The sequence below is a fragment of the Winogradskyella helgolandensis genome, assembly GCF_013404085.1.
Classification (GTDB): Bacteria; Bacteroidota; Bacteroidia; order Flavobacteriales; family Flavobacteriaceae; genus Winogradskyella; species Winogradskyella helgolandensis.
The window spans coordinates 475,183-493,674 of sequence record NZ_JABFHO010000001.1 but is presented as its reverse complement, the minus strand read 5'-3'; the positions used below and the strand labels follow the sequence as shown (position 1 = coordinate 493,674).

12 protein-coding genes are annotated in these 18,492 nt (G+C 32.9%); 5 read left to right on the top strand and 7 right to left on the bottom strand.

All coding sequences use genetic code 11. From position 1 onward, the window contains the following. The first annotated feature begins 35 nt into the window (after window positions 1-35). The 3 genes from HM992_RS01875 (at window position 36) to HM992_RS01865 (ending at window position 2,756) form a co-directional block, all read left to right on the top strand. Window positions 36-1,178, top strand: coding sequence for a methionine aminotransferase (locus HM992_RS01875; protein ID WP_179318462.1), 1,143 nt, complete (start codon window positions 36-38; stop codon window positions 1,176-1,178). Between the two features lie 51 nt (window positions 1,179-1,229). Continuing rightward, entirely contained in the window at window positions 1,230-1,856 is a 627-nt protein-coding gene (locus HM992_RS01870) for a hypothetical protein (RefSeq protein WP_179318461.1), read from the top strand. Between the two features lie 117 nt (window positions 1,857-1,973). Continuing rightward, a complete protein-coding gene (locus tag HM992_RS01865; RefSeq protein WP_179318459.1) occupies window positions 1,974-2,756 on the top strand; it encodes an amidohydrolase in 783 nt (260 codons plus the stop codon). Here the strand turns inward: HM992_RS01865 and HM992_RS01860 are convergent. Continuing rightward, window positions 2,740-4,350, bottom strand: coding sequence for an Ig-like domain-containing protein (locus HM992_RS01860; RefSeq protein ID WP_179318457.1), 1,611 nt, complete (start codon window positions 4,348-4,350; stop codon window positions 2,740-2,742). The genes HM992_RS01865 and HM992_RS01860 overlap by 17 nt on opposite strands. 56 nt (window positions 4,351-4,406) lie before the next feature. Beyond that, on the bottom strand, window positions 4,407-5,087 hold the full coding sequence (locus tag HM992_RS01855; protein WP_179318455.1) for a ComF family protein: 681 nt from the start codon (window positions 5,085-5,087) through the stop codon (window positions 4,407-4,409). 67 nt (window positions 5,088-5,154) lie between these two features. On the opposite strand from HM992_RS01855, the gene HM992_RS01850 reads away from it, so the two are divergent. Both HM992_RS01850 and HM992_RS01845 read left to right on the top strand, forming a co-directional pair. Next, window positions 5,155-6,039, top strand: a complete 885-nt coding sequence (locus HM992_RS01850; protein WP_179318453.1) for a hypothetical protein — start codon at window positions 5,155-5,157, stop codon at window positions 6,037-6,039. 77 nt (window positions 6,040-6,116) lie between these two features. Beyond that, window positions 6,117-7,655 (top strand): glycine--tRNA ligase, encoded by a 1,539-nt coding sequence (locus tag HM992_RS01845; protein ID WP_179318451.1) that lies wholly within the window; start codon window positions 6,117-6,119, stop codon window positions 7,653-7,655. Window positions 7,656-7,771: 116 nt separating this feature from the next. Here HM992_RS01845 and HM992_RS01840 read toward each other — a convergent pair whose 3' ends face one another. The 5 genes from HM992_RS01840 to HM992_RS01820 all read right to left on the bottom strand — a co-directional run bounded on the left by HM992_RS01840 (window position 7,772) and on the right by HM992_RS01820 (window position 18,370). Then, entirely contained in the window at window positions 7,772-8,920 is a 1,149-nt protein-coding gene (locus HM992_RS01840; RefSeq protein WP_179318449.1) for an efflux RND transporter periplasmic adaptor subunit, read from the bottom strand. Between the two features lie 2 nt (window positions 8,921-8,922). Continuing rightward, window positions 8,923-13,242, bottom strand: coding sequence for a CusA/CzcA family heavy metal efflux RND transporter (locus tag HM992_RS01835; protein WP_179318447.1), 4,320 nt, complete (start codon window positions 13,240-13,242; stop codon window positions 8,923-8,925). A gap of 65 nt (window positions 13,243-13,307) precedes the next feature. Continuing rightward, window positions 13,308-13,697 (bottom strand): hypothetical protein, encoded by a 390-nt coding sequence (locus HM992_RS01830; RefSeq protein ID WP_178986696.1) that lies wholly within the window; start codon window positions 13,695-13,697, stop codon window positions 13,308-13,310. A 106-nt stretch (window positions 13,698-13,803) separates the two neighbouring features. After that, the gene (locus HM992_RS01825) at window positions 13,804-14,838 is read right to left on the bottom strand and encodes a flavin-containing monooxygenase (protein WP_179321014.1); all 1,035 of its coding nucleotides are present in this window, start codon (window positions 14,836-14,838) and stop codon (window positions 13,804-13,806) included. Window positions 14,839-14,926: 88 nt separating this feature from the next. After that, the gene (locus tag HM992_RS01820; protein WP_179318445.1) at window positions 14,927-18,370 is read right to left on the bottom strand and encodes a hypothetical protein; all 3,444 of its coding nucleotides are present in this window, start codon (window positions 18,368-18,370) and stop codon (window positions 14,927-14,929) included. Window positions 18,371-18,492: the final 122 nt, after the last annotated feature.

Below are 18,492 nucleotides of genomic sequence, written 5' to 3'. Positions count from 1 at the left end.
TCTTTAATGTTTTCGGATATAAAGACTACTTTTTTATGAAAATCAAATCAAAATTACCTTACGTTGGCACCACAATATTCACAGTAATGAGTGCTTTGGCTAATGAGTATAATGCGATTAACTTGTCGCAAGGGTTTCCAAATTATCCAAGTTCTCAAAAGTTGAATGATTTGGTGACTAATGCTATGAACAATGGGTATAACCAATATGCACCAATGGCTGGTAATTTAGAGTTGCGTTTAGCGATTGCTCATAAATACAAATTACTCTATAAAAGCACCTATCATCCTGAAAAGGAAATCACAGTAACAGCAGGAGCAACTCAAGCCATTTATACGGTTATTTCAACATTTATAAGACAAAATGACGAGGTTATTATATTTAAACCCGCTTACGATTGTTACGAGCCAGCAGTTGAAATCAATGGAGGGAAAATAATTCCTATTCAATTGTCCGCACCTAATTATAGTGTGAATTGGGATTTGGTAACTTCAAAAATTTCGAATAAAACGAAACTAATTATTATCAATTCTCCACATAATCCTAGTGGCACCATTTGGTCTAAGGACGATATGCTTCAACTTCAAAAATTGACTCAAAATACCGATATTATTGTGCTGAGTGATGAGGTTTACGAGCATATTATTTTTGATGAAGCACAACACCAAAGTGCGTGTTTGTTCGACGATTTAAAACAGCGGAGTTTTATAACAGCTTCCTTCGGGAAAACTTTCCATAACACAGGTTGGAAAATTGGATATTGCTGTGCACCAGAAATTTTAATGTCTGAATTCAGAAAAGTACACCAATTTAATGTGTTTTCTGTAAATCATCCATCACAAAAAGGCATTGCAGATTATATGCAAGATTCAGAAACATATCTAGGCTTAAATGCTTTTTTTCAAAGGAAACGCGATTTGTTTTTAAGTTTAATTTCAGAATCGAGATTTAAGTTTCAACCTTCACAAGGCACCTATTTTCAAGTGTTAGATTATTCTGAAATCACAGATGCGTATGATGTAGATTTTGCAAAACGCTTAACTAAAGAGTTTAAAATTGCTGCCATTCCACTTTCGGTTTTTAATGATAACAATAAGGATGATAAAGTGTTACGGTTCTGTTTTGCTAAGACAGATGAAACTTTAGTTAAAGCTTCAGAAATTTTAACTAAAATTTAAGTTACTTCTTATACATTTCTGTGTCTTAATAATGAACATAAAATTTATATCATGAAATATTATATTATCTTATTATTCTTAAGTGTGTCGCTTACTAGCTTTGCACAACAAGTAACCAAAGAAGGGAAAATCTATGAGGTTAAAAGTGAGAAAATCTTTTTAGAAGGACAAGATGTGACATCCACTTTAAGTCTAGAAGAAAAAGCAGTTATTTTTAAAGAGGCAGCTTTGATTACAGAAAAAATTAAAGCAGAAGCAGCAGCAAAATTGGAAGCAGCAAAAGCTAAAGAAGTTGAAGCCAAAGCAAAATTAGAAGCAGAACAAGCTAAGGCGGAAGCCGAAAAATCTGAAAAAGCAGCTGTAAAGCTTAAAAAAGAAGAAGAAAAGGCCGTAAAGGAAAAGGAGAAAGCCGCAAAAAAGTTAGAAGACGAAAAAGAAGATGCTGAAAAAGCGCAGAAGAAAGCGGAGAAAGCACAAAAAAAGGCAGAGAAAGCATTAGAAAAACAAGAAAAGCTAAAATCTAACCTAGTAAAGGCTGAAGAGAAATTGGATAAGGGGCAAAAGAAATATGAGAAGCTAAAAAGAAAAGGTAAATTGTCTCCTGTTGATGAAAATAAGTGGATGGATAAGATAGAGAAGCTTACTGAAAAAGTATCAAAAGCTAAAAGTAAATTATAAATAGAATTTAGCCTTAAGTTATTAAAGCAATCTAGTAAGAAAACGCGTTTTAGTGTTTTCTTACTAGATTGCTTTTTTTTGTACCTCTTTTTGAAATCAAATTTGTAATTTTAAGCTATGAATAAAGAATTAAGAGTTGCTATCATTCAAACTGAATTGGTCTGGGAAAATCCGGAAGAAAACAGACGTTTACTAAGTGATAAAATTGACGCTATTATAGCTAACGTTGATCTTATTGTTTTACCGGAAATGTTTACGTCTGGTTTTACAATGAATCCGTCTTCTGTAGCTGAAACTATGGAAGGAAATACAATAGTATGGCTAAAGGAGAAAGCAAACGAAATGCAAGCTGTAATTATGGGAAGCCTTGTGATTTCTGAAAATAACAATTTTTATAATCGTATGGTTTGTGTTGAGCCATCTGGTGCAATTACAACCTACGATAAACGTCATACGTTTACTTTAGCGGGTGAACACAAGGTTTATACAGCTGGAACTGAAAAAGTAATTTTCAATTATAAAGGTTGGAAAATTTGTCCGTTGGTTTGCTACGACCTACGTTTTCCTGTTTGGGCGAGAAATACTGAAGACTACGACCTTTTAATCTATGTTGCTAATTGGCCTAAAGTACGTGTCAATGCTTGGGATGCCTTATTAAAAGCAAGAGCCATTGAAAATATGACGTATTGTATTGGCGTAAATAGAGTAGGTTTAGATGGTAATAATCATGAATATTCTGGGCATTCGGCAGCCTACGATGTTTTAGGAAATAGAATGGATAACTTAACCGAAAACCAAGATGCTACTGCAATTGTGGTTTTAGAAAAAGAGGAGATTACAAAATACCGTGAAAAATTAAATTTTTTAAATGATAGAGACGACTTTAATCTAAAAGAGTAAACTCTTCAACAAAATCAAAATTAGAGCGCACCTCTTCTATAGGTTCTGAGTAACTAACACGTTCTGGTTGAATGCCTAATAAGAAATTTCCAGTATCATATTTTCCGTTTCCGTTAGTGTCAAAAATAGCACGCAGTTTATATTTTCTAGGGACTAAATTTCTAAAATCTACAATAGGAGAATCTTTAGCGTAGCGTTCATACAATACATCACCTTTTTCACTAACGAGTTGAATAATTAAAGGGAATTTAGCATTTCTGATATTCACTCTTATATTTCCATATTCAGATTTCATTTTGGTTTTAATAGAATAATTTAAGGTGTCTATATTAGTGCCATCATAGAAATCGGTAAATGTACCTGGAAGCATGGTGAAGCTGTATTTCTGATCTTCTTGTTTGTCAATTGGAAATTTGTAAGTATTAAAAATAGAATCGTATTCCACTTTTAAAGGTATAGCTAAAGAATCTTTGTCTATGATTCTAATCTTTGTGGTGTCAATTTTAACTAATGGTATATTGGATTCCATCGTAAAATCTTCATTAAAATTCAATATACCTTGTGCTACAGGTTTAAGGGTTAAAGAATCTCCTTTTATGGTTCTAAAACGGTGTTTAAAAGTGTCAATTTGTTTGTTGTTGGTTACGATAAAGAATGTGGTATCAATTTCAAATTTTGGCTTATACCAATAGTATAAGGTGTCTGTTGTGGGAGATTTAACAATTCGAGATTTGTAACCTTCAGGTGCATCTCCAAGCAGTTTAATTCGCATGGCTTCATAATCACCTTCGTATGGAAAAATAAGTCGTGTTTCACCATCTTGTGATGGCTTAACGGCTTTGTAATTTACCTCTTCGTTAAAAAGTTTAAGTTCATAAGAGTCATCCGTTGGCACCGTAATAAAATCTTCTTTAAAACCTATTTTGTCATTTTTTTGGTTGAACAAATAGTTTGAATTTTTATCCTTTAAAGCAATTAATTTATATTTTCCTGCTTTAATATTATCAATACTAAACGTTGTAACACTATCCAGTGTATTAGTAATATATCTTGGTTTTTTCTTATAAATAATAGAGTCTGTATAAGTAGAATCAACTTCGTATAACATCACCGAAATAAATGTGTCTGGCTCTTCTTTTAGTGCATCTACAACATAACCTTTAACAGATAAAGAATCTATACTATTTCCTGTAGAAAACACATAGCGATAATATGGATAAGGATTACCTTCATTATTATCTACAATACTTTCACCAAAATTGAACGCGTAAGTTGTATTGGCTTCTAGGGTATCAATTATTTTTATTGAAATATATTCACTTGCACCACTTGCTGGAGTTACAACAGGATCTGTATCCATAGGAGGTGAAACAATAAGTTGTTTTCTAAGGTCTTTTATTTTAACGTATTCATTAAAATAAATTCTAATTTCATCGCCTTTAAAATTAGTTGAAAAATTTTCAGGAACAGATTTAGTAATTTCTGGTGGTAAAATATCTTTTTCTCCTCCAGTAGGAGTCCCACGATTGGCGCAACTAGCAATGCTTATTGCAATTAAAATCAGACTTAAAACTCGTAGTAATGATAAACGCATCTACTCAAAATAATTTAGCACAAAGAAACAATATAATTTATTTAGAAACGAAAAAATCAATCTGCAATTGCCATCGTTGCAAGACTTAACTTAATATTATTAATTTTTAACAAAACAGTAGCACAAGCTTCAACCGTTGAACCGGTTGTAATGATATCGTCTACTAATAAAATATGTTTTCCGGTTAAGGATTTGTTTTCGGAAATATCAAATATGGCTCTATCATCATTCCAACGTGTTAAGCGCCCTTTAAAGACTTGTGTTTTGGTCGATTTTATTTTAATTAAAACCGTGTCGTTGTAGTCGGCATTTAATGATTTTACAATCTCTTTTCCAAATTTTGCCACTTGATTATAGCCACGTTTTCTCAATTTAGATTTATACAAAGGAACAGGTATAACAACGTCGATATTTTTGTAAGCCTCAACAGTTGCTAATTCCGATCCAAACCATTTGCCAAAGAATTCGCCAATATCCTCATGCCCTCTATATTTTAAATTATGAAGAATTTGCTGCACAATTCCTTTTTTAGAAAAATGTAATAATGCTGTTGCATTTTCTAATTTCACACGTCCATAAACAATTTTTTTAACATCTTCAGCATTGTCAAAATGAAAGTTGGTCACAGGCAAATGATGTCTACAGGTCGTACATAAAACCATTTCATTATCGGCTAAAACGTTATTGCAGGCTTCACAAACCTTAGGAAAGAACAAGTTTAACAAGTTTTTCATCATTTAGTCGATTAAAATAAAATTAGACTTCAATTAACTCTAATTTCGCATTAAATTAATAAAATTAATAATGATAGTTAACCCTCAGCTATTTAATTATAGATTAATTATTAGTTCTTTATTAGTCGTTTTAACTGTTTTAGGAGTTTATAGTTTTAATAAATATAAATCCATTGAATCTTACGAAGACTTCTTAAAACAAGAAAAAGTTTTGATAGAAACTGAATTATCAGAACTATTATCAAGTTATGAAGAGCTAAGCCAAGACTATAATTTTATGACATCTCAGCTTCAAGCTGCAAAATTAGAAACTAGTAATGCTTTAGATTCATTACGTTTATTAAATAGTGATTTATCTATAGTTACCAAGTTTAAAGGTCAGCTTGTTGTTTTAAAATCTAAGAGCAAAGTATTGCTAAGTACGATAGACTCTTTAAATTCTGCGAATAAAAAATTGCAGAATGAAAAGCGTTATGCTCTAAATACTATAAAGAATAACACTATTAAGATCATTGACTTAGAAGAAGTTAACGATTCGCTATATAAAACAATCGATAATGCAGCTATTTTAAAAGCTAGTAATATTAATGTTAAGGCATATAAATTAAAGTCGGGCAAAAAACGAGTTACAGATCGTGCAAAGCGTGCTAATGCTATTGATGTTTGTATTACATTGAATGAGAATCCATTAGCTTTAGAAGGGGATAAAGATATTTACATTCAAATTGTAAGCCCACAAGGCAATGTCATATCAGATAAAGGTGAAGTGATTTTTGGAGCTACTTCGTTAAACTATAGCTTTAAGGAAATCATAAATTACGAGAATGAAAATTTAGAAATATGTACAGCTGTAGTTACCGGTAAAGATGATCAGCCCTTATTAAAAGGACACTATTTTATTAATGTTTTTCATGAAAATGTTAAGCTAGGAAGTACAAGTCTTAATCTAAAATAAACAATAGAAATAATAAACAATATAATTTTTGAAAAACCGCTCTGTAAATCAGAGCGGTTTTCTATTTTTGCAGTATTATGGCAAACGAAGATCAATTTAAAAAAGTAATCTCTCACGCAAAGGAGTATGGTTACGTATTTCAGAGTAGTGAAATCTACGATGGACTTAGCGCAGTATACGATTATGCTCAAAATGGAGTAGAATTAAAGAAAAATATTAGAGACTATTGGTGGAGAGCCATGGTACAAATGAATGACAATATTGTAGGTTTAGATGCTGCAATATTTATGCATCCAACAACTTGGAAGGCTTCAGGTCACGTTGATGCATTTAGCGATCCTTTAATTGATAATAAGGATTCTAAAAAACGTTATAGAGCTGATGTTTTAGTAGAAGATTATTGTGCTAAAATTGAAGCTAAAATTGAAAAGGAAGTTAAAAAAGCTGAAAAACGCTTTGGAGATGCTTTTAATAAAGAAGAATTTATTTCTACTAACGGACGTGTTGTTGGTTATCAAGAAAAAATAGATTCAATTTTAAAACGTTTAGGGCAGTCTTTAGAAAAAGAAGATTTAGCCGATGTAAAAGCTTTGATTGAAGAATTGGAAATCGCTTGTCCTGTTGCAGGAAGTCGTAATTGGACCGACGTTAAGCAATTCAACTTAATGTTTGGAACTAAACTTGGTGCTTCTGCAGAATCTGCAATGGACTTATATTTGAGACCAGAAACCGCGCAAGGTATTTTTGTGAATTTCTTAAACGTTCAGAAAACAGGACGTATGAAGATTCCTTTTGGAATTGCACAAACCGGAAAAGCCTTTAGAAATGAAATCGTTGCGAGACAATTCATTTTTAGAATGCGTGAGTTTGAACAAATGGAAATGCAATTTTTCATTAAGCCAGGCACACAAAAAGAATGGTTTGAATATTGGAAAGAAACACGTATGAAATGGCATCTTTCTCTTGGAATGGGAGAAGAAAATTACCGTTTTCACGACCATGAAAAATTAGCACACTACGCAGATGCTGCTACAGATATCGAATTCAAATTCCCATTTGGCTTTAAAGAATTGGAAGGGATTCATTCGCGTACAGATTTCGATTTAAAACAACACGAAGAATTTTCTGGTAAAAAATTGCAGTATTTTGATCATGAAGATAAAGAAAGCTATACACCTTACGTTTTAGAAACGTCTATCGGTTTAGATCGTATGTTCTTAGCGGTATTTTCAACTGGTTTAGTTGAAGAGGAATTAGATAACAATACTACCAGAACGGTTTTAAAATTACCAGCAGTATTAGCGCCTACAAAAGCAGCGATTTTACCATTGGTGAAAAAAGATGGTTTACCAGAAATTGCAAAACAAATTGTTGACGATTTAAAATGGGATTTCAACGTTACTTACGATGAAAAAGATGCCGTTGGAAGACGTTATAGAAGACAAGATGCAAACGGAACACCATTTTGTATCACGGTAGATCACGATACTTTAGAAGATAACTCAGTAACGATTCGTCATAGAGATACGATGGAACAAAAACGAGTAAAAATTGAAGATTTAAAAGATATCATTAAAGCTGAGGTTGATGTGAAGCATTGGCTTCAAAAAATGTAATTATAAATTCCTAAGAAAGCAGGAATCTTCAATAAAACCAGAAACACCCAAACTTTATAACGTTTGGGTGTTTTGTTTATCATAAATAAATTTAGACAAAGCTATAACGTCTTATGTTAATGATCATGGCCTCCTTCACTGTTACTAAGTAACATGCCAATGCCTTTTACTAAGATTTGTTTGTCTTTTAGAGTTTCTGAATTTAAAATTTCTAGGATATCTTCAGTTTCTTTTCCTGTGGTTATTTTAACTTTTTTCAGATGAATTTTATGGTTGTCTTCCGCGTCAAAAACCAGAACATAATCACCATCTTCTAAATTAATAATTGCTTCTTTTGGTAAACCGATTCGTTTTGTACTTTCCGTAATAATTTCAGCTTCTACAAACATGCCAACAATAAAATGGTCTTCTTCATTATCTACATGCCCATGAACTTGGACACGTCTACTCGCTCCATCAATGGTTGTACCAACCAAATGCACTTCTGCGTCAAAAGTTTCATCTGATGCTTCTGGAATTTTAAATCGTATTTTTTGCCCTTTTTTAACAGCCATGATATCCTTTTCAAAAACCGATAATTCCAAATGCACATGATCTGTGTCTACAATTTCTAAAATGATATCGCTTGGTGACACATAGGTGCCGTTACTCACATTTACTTTAGTTACAAATCCGTCAATTGGTGCATATAAATTAATACGCGATGAAATAGTGCCTTGTTCTACACGCTTTGGGCTAATATTCATCATCTGTAGATTTTTACGTAGGCCGTTGTAATGTGCTAAGTTACTTTTATAGGTACTTTCTGCTTTTAGGTAATTCTTTTCTGATGTTATTTGTTCTTCAAACAAGGTTTTTTGTCGGTTAAATTCTGATTTTAGGTAATTTAATTGTTCTGCGACTTCTAAGTAGTTTTGTTGAATTTCAACATACTCAGGATTTTGAAGCGTGACTAAAAGCTGTCCCTTTTTTACTTCATCACCAATTAATAAAGGTGTTTTAGTAATGTAACCACCAATAAAAGTTGAAATACTAGATTTGTTTTGTGGTGGTACATCAATCATTCCGTTGACTTTAATGCCTTCGTTAAAATCGAATTCAGCTAAATTCCCAAAAGCCATATTTTCACTTTCAAATTGTGCTTGTGTGATGGTAATTTCATCCCTATGGTCTTCCTCTGTTTCTAAAGCCGTAGGTTCATTGTGTTTATCATTTCCGCAGCCTACAAAAAGCATTGCGAATAGTATTATATATAGGTGTTTCATCTTTAATAAATATTTAAAATAAGGTGATTAATAGTAATAACGGTTTGGTTGTAAGCGTTTAAATTATCTAGATAAGATAACTCAATGTCTTTTGCCGTTTCGAGACTTTGGATGTATTGAAAAAAGTCAATCTCTCCTTCTTTAAAGGTTCGGTTAGCTGTTTTTATAATTTCATCTTTTAAACGTTTGCCTTGGGTGTCGTAATAATTTACAGCTTCGTTGTATTTGTTTAGTGTGGTTAAAAGCGATTTGTATTTGGCATTTAACTGTATTTCATACTCTTGTTTTTGTTCTTCAATTATGTCTTTAGCAATTTTAGATGCTTTAATTTTTGAAGAATTTCCGAAGAATAGTAACGGTATTTTTATGCCGAATTGATATCCTTTTAGATTTGTATTTAGTTGGTCGTTGGTACCTTGAAAATATTCAAAATTAAGGTCTGGTAATAAATTCTGCTTTTCAGATTTAGAAAGTGCGTTTTGATAATTTTTAGCGTTTTCAAAGTAAAGTAAACCAGAATTATTTTGAAGTGATGGATTGTTCAATTCCAATTTTTCTAAATCTTGATCTACAATTTCCAAAGTATCTACTTGTACAATAGCTATCAATTGCTCTTTTGAAAATTCTACATCTTGTAACGCTTGTTTATACAAGGTTTCAAGTTGTTTTTGTTTAGACTCGGCGGTAATAGTTTCTAAATAATTGGTTTCACCAAGTTCAAAACACCGTGCCGATTTTTGAGCAAAATCTTGATACAAACTATCTAAAAACTGATAGGCTTTCGCTTTCTGTTTTGCATAACGCAGTTGGTAATAGCTAGCATATACTTTCTTTTTAATCTTTTGAAATTGTATGTTGTACTTAGATTCTTGCAAATTAACCATGGCTGTATTTACCTTCTTTTCGGCAAAATAAATCGTTGGAAATTTAAAATCTTGAGACACTCCAAACACTTTTAAAGGCGCATTATTAGCTACATTGCTCTCGTCGTAATTGTAATAGATCTCGGTCTTATCAAAACTAAAAGCACTTCCAACAAAAGCACGGCTTTTTTCAATTTGTAAATTGGATGCTTTTAAACTTGCGTTGTTTTCTATGGCTAAATCTAAAGTTTGCTCAGCCGTAAGCTTAGATTGCGCATGGCCATTCCACATAAATAGAAAACCAATTATGATAGTAATTGCTGTTTTATTCATTTTTAAAGTCGATTTATTTATAAACCAAGTATATAAAACCGGTAAAACCACTAAAGTTAAAATGGTTGCAGTAAATAAGCCGCCAATAACTACTGTTGCTAGTGGTCGTTGCACTTCAGCACCTGCGTTTGTTGAAATTGCCATTGGCAAAAATCCTAATGCAGCTGCCATAGCAGTTAATAATACGGGTCTTAAACGTTCTGTTGTACCTCGTTTTACGAGTGCTTCAATGTCTTCTTCTGAATGCGCTTCTTGCAAGGCTTTAAAATGTTCAATTAATACAATACCATTTAGCACTGCAATTCCAAAAAGCGCAATAAAACCAACTCCTGCTGAAATGCTAAATGGCAAATCACGAAACCACAATAATAAAACTCCTCCAACTGCAGCGAGAGGAATTGCCGAATAGACAATTAAGGCTTCTTTTACTGAACCAAAAGCAAAATATAATAGCACAAAAATTAATGCCAATGCAATAGGCACAACTACCAATAACCGGTCTTTGGCGCTTTGTAAATTTTCAAATTGACCACCATAAGTAATCGTATAACCAACAGGAAGTTTTAATTGTGTATCAAGAATGGATCTGACGTCATTTACTACCGATTCTAAATCCCGATTTCTAACATTAATACCAACCACAATGCGTCGTTTAGTATCGTCTCTAGAAATTTTAGCAGGTCCTTCTGTATAGGTGATATCCGCTAATTCGCTTAATGGAATTTTGTTTCCGTTAGGCACATCTACATATAGGTTTTGAAGGCTGGCCAAATTTTTTCTACTCGATTCATCTAAACGCATCACTAAATCAAACCGTTTTTCTCCTTCAAACACATTACCTACTGTGCCGCCTGCAAATCCCATTGAAATCAAATTATTTATATCTGAAATATTGAGACCATAACGGGCTATTTTTTGGCGATTAAAAACGACGCTCATTTGTGGTAAACCTTCCACTTTTTCTACTATGATATCTGAAGCCCCTTTAACATTTTCAACTAAGGTTTTAACTTCATCTGCTTTTTGGGCTAAAATGGATAAATCATCTCCAAAAATCTTAATGGCAACATCGGCTCTAACTCCTGTAATCAGTTCATTAAAGCGCATTTCTATAGGTTGCGTAAATTCAACGTCCATACCTGGGATTATAGAGAGTGCTTCTTTAAATTTATCGGCTAACTCATCTTTGCTTGCTGCTGAAACCCATTCTTTTTTAGGTTTTAGTTTAATAATGACGTCGCTTTCCTCCATAGACATGGGGTCGGTTGGGACTTCTGCGGCACCAATTCTTGTAACCACTTGGTCTACTTCAGGAAAGTTATCGAGTAGAATCTGTTCAATTTTTGTCGTGATTTCAATCGTTTTTCCTAAAGACGTTCCTGTTTTGAGAACAGGTTGAATGACAAAATCTCCTTCATCTAAAGTCGGTACAAATTCACCTCCCATTGTACTAAATATGAAAACGCTTGTCGCTAACAAAATTGTAGACATTAAAATCACGATTTTTTTATGCGTCAAAGACCAATTGATAATGGGCTGATAAATTTTGTTTATAAAATTCATGAAGCGTACCGAAACATTTTTTGAAGAGGGTTTATGCGGTTTTAGAAATAAGGAAGACACAACAGGAACATAGGTTAAGCACAAAATCATCGCACCAATTAGAGCAAAACTAAACGTTAATGCCATAGGTCTAAACATTTTGCCTTCAACTCCACTTAAAGCTAAGATTGGAATGAAAACAATTAAAATGATTAATTGCCCGAAAATGGCTGAATTCATCATTTTTGAAGCGCTTTTTAGCGTAATGGCATCAATTTCGCTCTGTTTTTCTGCTTTATTGAGTGTTTTTAGTTTGTCATTCTCTGAAATAATTCGAAAAGCAATAAACTCTACAATAATAACAGCACCATCAATAATAATTCCGAAATCAATGGCTCCTAAACTCATTAAATTAGCATCAACGCCAAACACATTCATCATAGAAATGGCGAATAATAAACTTAACGGAATCACAGAAACGACCACCAAACCAGAGCGTAGATTTCCAAGTAATAAAACCACCACAAAAATGACGATGAGCGAACCAAGAATTAAGTTCTCAGAAACTGTAAATGTCGTCTTGTTAATGAGTTCACTACGTTCTAAAAAACCATTGATATACACACCTTCTGGCAATGTAGATTGTATGGATTCTACACGTTTTTTTACCGCATTGATAATGGCTTTAGAGTTACCGTCTTTAATCATCATTATCTGTCCTAAAACTTTTTCCCCTTCACCATTTCCTGTAATAGCTCCAAAGCGTGTCGCACTTCCAAAACCAACTTTGGCGACATCTTTAATGTAGATTGGTGTGGTGGTGTTTTTAACTACAATAGTTTCAATATCATCTAAGGTTTTTACCAAACCTTCACCTCTAATAAAGAAGGATTTATCGTTTTTTTCGATATAACCACCTCCAGCAACACTGTTGTTTTTTTCTAGTGCCTCATAAATTTCGGAAATCGAAATATTCATGGCATTTAGCTTGTTGGGATTAATAGCAACTTCATATTGCTTTAGAAATCCTCCCCAAGTATTCACTTCAACAACTCCGGGAATTCCAGAAAGTTGACGCTTTACAATCCAATCTTGAATTGTTCTTAAATCGGTTGCTGAATATTGATCTTCATAACCTGGTTTTACATCTAAAATGTATTGGTAAATCTCACCTAAACCTGTTGTGATTGGTCCCATTTCTGGTGCTCCAAATCCTTCAGGAATTTTCTCTGATGCCGATTTTATTTTCTCGGCAATCAATTGTCTTGGAAGAAAGGTGCCCATATCATCCTCAAAAACAATAGTAACTACAGAAAGGCCAAATTTAGATACGGAACGGATTTCTTCCACTCCAGGTAGATTGGCCATTTCCAGTTCTACAGGATAGGTAATGAATTGTTCAACATCTTGCGTAGATAAATTACGCGATGTTGTAATAACTTGTACTTGGTTATTGGTAATATCTGGCACAGCTCCAATAGGAATTTGAGTTAGGGAAAGGATTCCGAAACCAATAATAAATGCTGTAAACAGGGTGATAATCAGCTTATTTTTTAAGCTGAACTTTATAATGTGTTCTAACATAATTCAAAAAAATTAAGAAATAATGGAAGCCTATTTAGGTGGAATAGGATTAGATCTAAAATGAATTATGCGTGCTTGGGTGGTTGAAAAACAGATGATTTCTCAAAGTTGGTATGAGATTCTGTGTAATGAAAATTGAAAGGGATTTTTATGAAATCCTGTTGGGTAAAATCGTAAGTAATAGTGGTATTTATAAACGGTGTGATGATATGAGAACAGAAATGATGAGCGCCTTTAAAAGGTAAGTCTTTATGCTCTTTGTGTTCATTATCGTGATCGGCTTTTGCGTCACCATAATGCTCTGCTAAAAATTGAACGAAATTATCACCATACATTTCTTTATGATAGTCCGCATGTTCCAATAGCGCACTAAACTTAGAAAGATCTTCTAAGCCAATATTGAAACTTTGAAAAAGAATCAAAAGTGAATATGTAAAAGCTATTAGTTTGCTCATAACGTTTACGAAGATACAAATTTTTGCATGTAGTTATGTAATAAAGGTTACATGTACTAAAAACAAATTTGAAACTGAATTTATTCTATGTCAGTCATTTAATATGTCACAAAATTTTATTAGCTAAGTAAGTCGCATCTTTTTTTATACCTCCCAATGTTGCAGAACCTCGAGTGTGTAACCAAGGTAAACCAATAAAATAAAGCCCTTTTGTAGTGCTAATCCCTCTATTGTGTTTAGGGTAGCCATCATCAGTAAGTTCTAAGTTATTTATCCATTTAAAATTTGGTTTATAACCGGTTGCCCAAACAATGTTTTTTACGTCTGTAAGTTCTACTGTTGCTGTTTTTATACGTTCAGTTTCTGCATTAAGTGTGTGTCCAACAACTTTTACATTATCACGTTTTATAATAGTTTTTACATCTGTTCCGATGATAGGTTGCTTAGATTGATTAATCTTTTTACCAATCCATGATTTTTTACTAAAACTTAAAAATCCAGTGATTGTAAACCACCACCATAATGTTTTACCGAGGATTTCTTGAGGAAGAGTTCTAATGTCAGTACTTCCAGAAAAATAGGTGGTTTCTGAAGTGTTTTTAGAAATTTCGTCTAAAATCTGAAATCCGCTATCTCCACCACCAACAACTAAAGTTGGTCCTTTTTGTAATTGGTCTGGCGTTTTATAATAATTGCTATGAACTTGATATATGGTGTCTGAAAGGTTTTTGTGGAATGTTGGTGTGTATGGAATATGAAATGGTCCTGTAGCGATGATGACCTGTTTACAAGTGATATCCTGTTGACTCGTTTTTATGATAAAATGGTCGTTCTTTTTTTCAATATGTTCAGCTAATGTATTTAGTTGAATCGGAAATTGAAAGGTTTCGGCATACTGTTTAAAATAATTTGTGACTTCGTACTTGTCTGGATAATGGCCTTTTGGTGCAGGAAACGGCATTCCTATTAAATGATTAAACTCAGTAGGTGTAAATAATTTTAAAGAATCCCAACGGTTAAGCCAAGACGCGCCTACGTCTTCCTCTCTGTCAATGATTAAAAAATCTTTCTGCTTTTGTTTAAGAAAATAAGCCATAGAAAGGCCTGCTTGTGCGGCTCCTATGATTACAAAGTCTTTCATTAATGTGTTTTGTTGGTATCTGGACATAATACCATTTTTAACGGCTTTATACAAATTATGAAGCCGTATAAAACAATTTTTTTATGTTTTAGAAATAAGCCTTTAATTGTACCGTTCCTGTATGGATCATTTTGGAAGTTTCGGATTTTCGACCAAAATAATTGAGATTTAAGTCTAAGTATTTGGTTAATTTCTTTTGTGCTAATAAGCTCCATGTAAAGTTTTTTCCTGGTTGTAAACCTTCGAGCATTTGGTAAGCTACAGGAGAATTAGAATTACCTTCAAACTCATTTTTGAAATAGTTGAATTCACCTGTCAAAGCAATTTTTTGTGCATTGTTGTAAGTGAAGGATAGTCCATAATTGTTTTGCGCTAAGGATTCAAAACTTGCTTTGGTGTTTTCTTTTGAAGTGTATTGGTAAAAGATATCAAATTTTGCATTTTCATTGAATAAATAGCTCAATTTTGGTTTAATTTGATATTCGTCAATGGTGTAATTTTGGCTTGTGAAATTCTCGCTTTTACTATCTTTTGTTCCTATGCTAGCTAAGGAATTAACTAACCAATTCATATTGAACTTATGATTAAAATTAAGCTGATGACTATTGGTTTTATTTTGCTGAAACCCTGTAGTGAGTAAATTTCTACTCTTATTACTTAAAAAGGTGTAAGAGGTAGTGTAGTGTTGTTTTCCTCTGTTAAAAAATAGAACATTCCTGATGCTATAATTTAGAGACACATAATTTTCAGTATCTAAATCGTCTTTTAAAGCTTCAAAAGGATTCAGATTAAAAGAATTACCGTCTTTAAAGGTTTTACTATCTACAATAAATGACGCTTGGTCATAGAAATGTGACCAAAATTGTTTCGTTTTATTTTCAGAAACACTCCATGTTTGAGGATTTACAGTTACCGTTTGTCCAAATCTGTTTTGATGTGTTTGTACGAAAACCTGATTAGGTAATAAAACTCTAATATAACTGCCTTGGTCTGCAAATTGTGCAGTTTCAAATTCGTCTAATTCTTGTATGCCGTTCTCGTTGTAATCTATCCAAGTATAGGCTCCTTGTCCAGCTTCAACCTCAACATACGTAAAATCTTGTTGCGCTAAACTTCCTGAATTGGTTTCAAAACTAGTGTTCCATAAAACAAGATTGTTAAATAATTTTTGGTTAAAATTTAAACGGCTATTCAAACTTTGCTCATCTTCTACGCTACTATCTTCCGATTTTAAATCTCTATAATTCAAAAATAATTGAAGCGTTGTGTTTTTATTTTGAATTAATCGCGATTTCAAATAATAAGTATTAGAACTGTTAACGCGCTCTAAATTATTGTTGCGTAAACTATCATTATAACGTTTAATATAACCAACTTCTGCATAAACTTTAGTGCTATCTCCAATACCAACAAAAGCTTCGTAAGCTTTAAATTTTTGACTTAAAGAGGTTAATTCATCACTTGTAATTTCGCGTTGTTCATTGTCTTCAGTTGAGAATTTTGCACCAGCCCATCTATTGTCTTTACCGTAAACGACACGGTTAAAAGATCGTAAAAATGCAGAACGATTGATGGTGCTTTCACTATTTAAAAAACTAGAGTTAGAAAAAACAGTAAAATCACCTAAGCGTAAATTGGTGGTGATGATATGTCTATTGCCATTAAAGTTTTCAGAATAGTTTAAATGCTCAAAATTATATGTTGCAAGTCCTTTTTTGGAATGTGATAAGCGTAATCCTGTGGTAAATAACAATTGATTTTCATAGTTAATGTCTTCTTGGTTTGTGTCTTCTGAACTGTCCAAGTTCCAATCTCTAGTGAATTCAGCTCTGTACAATCTTTGAATAGTCTCAAAATCCTTTTGAATAAAATCTGCATCAACTAATGCTGATAAATTCCAAAGACTATCCGATTTAATTAGGCTCTGTTTTAAAGTAAATTTACCAGCATAGCCATCATTATTAGCATCGTCTAAATCGGAAAATAAATTATTGTCCTTTTTACTTCCTGCTAATTCAAAAAAGATATCTGTTTTTTTAGATGGAGTATATTGCCCATTAACAACGGCAATTTGCAAACGTTCTGGTGCTACTAATTGAGTGATAGGTTCATAGTTTCCTTGAGGTATGCCTGCAATTGGTGAGACATATTCATAAATATTATTGATGGCATTTGAATTGCTTAAGATATAATTTCCCTGGTTTTCTCCAACTAAGGTAAAGCGAACACTGTATAATTCGTCTTCAGCGTTGTTAGAAAACACAAATATTTCTTCTGCTCCAAAGAGTTCTTTTCGATATAAAATTCGATTTTCAGAATAGGTTGTTTGTGTTGCTGATGGAGCCACCATTAAATCTTGGTCATCACCAGCATCTGCTAATATTTGTGTTTGTTCAGTAGAAAGGTTTTGTTGTAATGGCTGATTCTTGGCATCGCTTTCAGAGTAAATGGACACATTCAATTTTAAAGTTTCAGTTGTGTAATTTGCACCACCATAAACCGTAAATCGCGAATAATTACGTTCGCTAAATTGATAATCTACCGTAATTCGCATTTCGGAAGTAATAGGAAACGTAGAATTGAAAATAATTTCTCCAGCATTATAATCTATGATGTAGTCGTTGTTTTCTCCTTGTTCTAAAGGTACGCCATTGACGTAAACAGTCTCACTACCAGAAACTACCAGCACGTATAATTCGTTATTTGAACCTGTTAATTTATAAGGGCCTTGGTTCCCTTCTTGAGCTGTAAATTGTGTAGTTGTAAATTGACCACGCACTAAAGCGCCTGAAGCAAAAACCGATGTTTTGTCGCTTAAATTGACATTCACCAATAAGCCTTGTACGCGTTTTGAAAAATTAGCGAAATAACTTTTAGTATTCTCTAAGTCGATGTCTCCTGCACGTATATTCCAATCGTCGCTGAACAATTCAATAAAAACTTGGTCAAATTCGTCTAATCGTTGGGAATAGCCACTTTCTTGTAATGGAATATTAGCATCTTGTATAGAGGCTCTTAACGACACCTTATCACTCAGTTTTCCTGAAATCTGTAAATCGAGTTCACTATTTAGAACTGAATTTTGATTGTTTCCAATAGTAACTCCTCTCGAAATACTTCCAGAAGTCGTTAAGCCATCAAATGGAGTGAATGTGTTTTTAGATGTAGTATTTTGAAATTGGTAGAGTTGCTCAAATTCCGATGATCTTTCAATAATAACTGCATCATCTAACTGTCTGTATACTTTGGTTAAGAAATCCGGATAACGTAAATAGCCTATTTGAATAGTATCTATTTCGGTAGGGGATTTAAAACGTAATAATGCTTTTCCAAAATCAACAGTATACAACGTAGAATCTATGATTTTGTTCTCTTTTGTTCGTATGGTAAACCTGGAAGGATTAATACTCACAGAGTCAATTTGAATAGAATCCGTAACCGCCATTTTCTTTTGTATATAATTACTATTCTGCTCTTGGGAAAACCCCAAAAAAGCGGATAGCATTAGTAGAACGGAAATAGCAATTTTCATGTAGAATAATAACTGTTTTAAGCTAAAAATATTTTATCGTTAAAACAAGCTTAAAATAATGGTGTAAAAGTAGGGTATTATTTAATTTAGCGGTTAATCGAATGTTTAACTAAAATGAGATT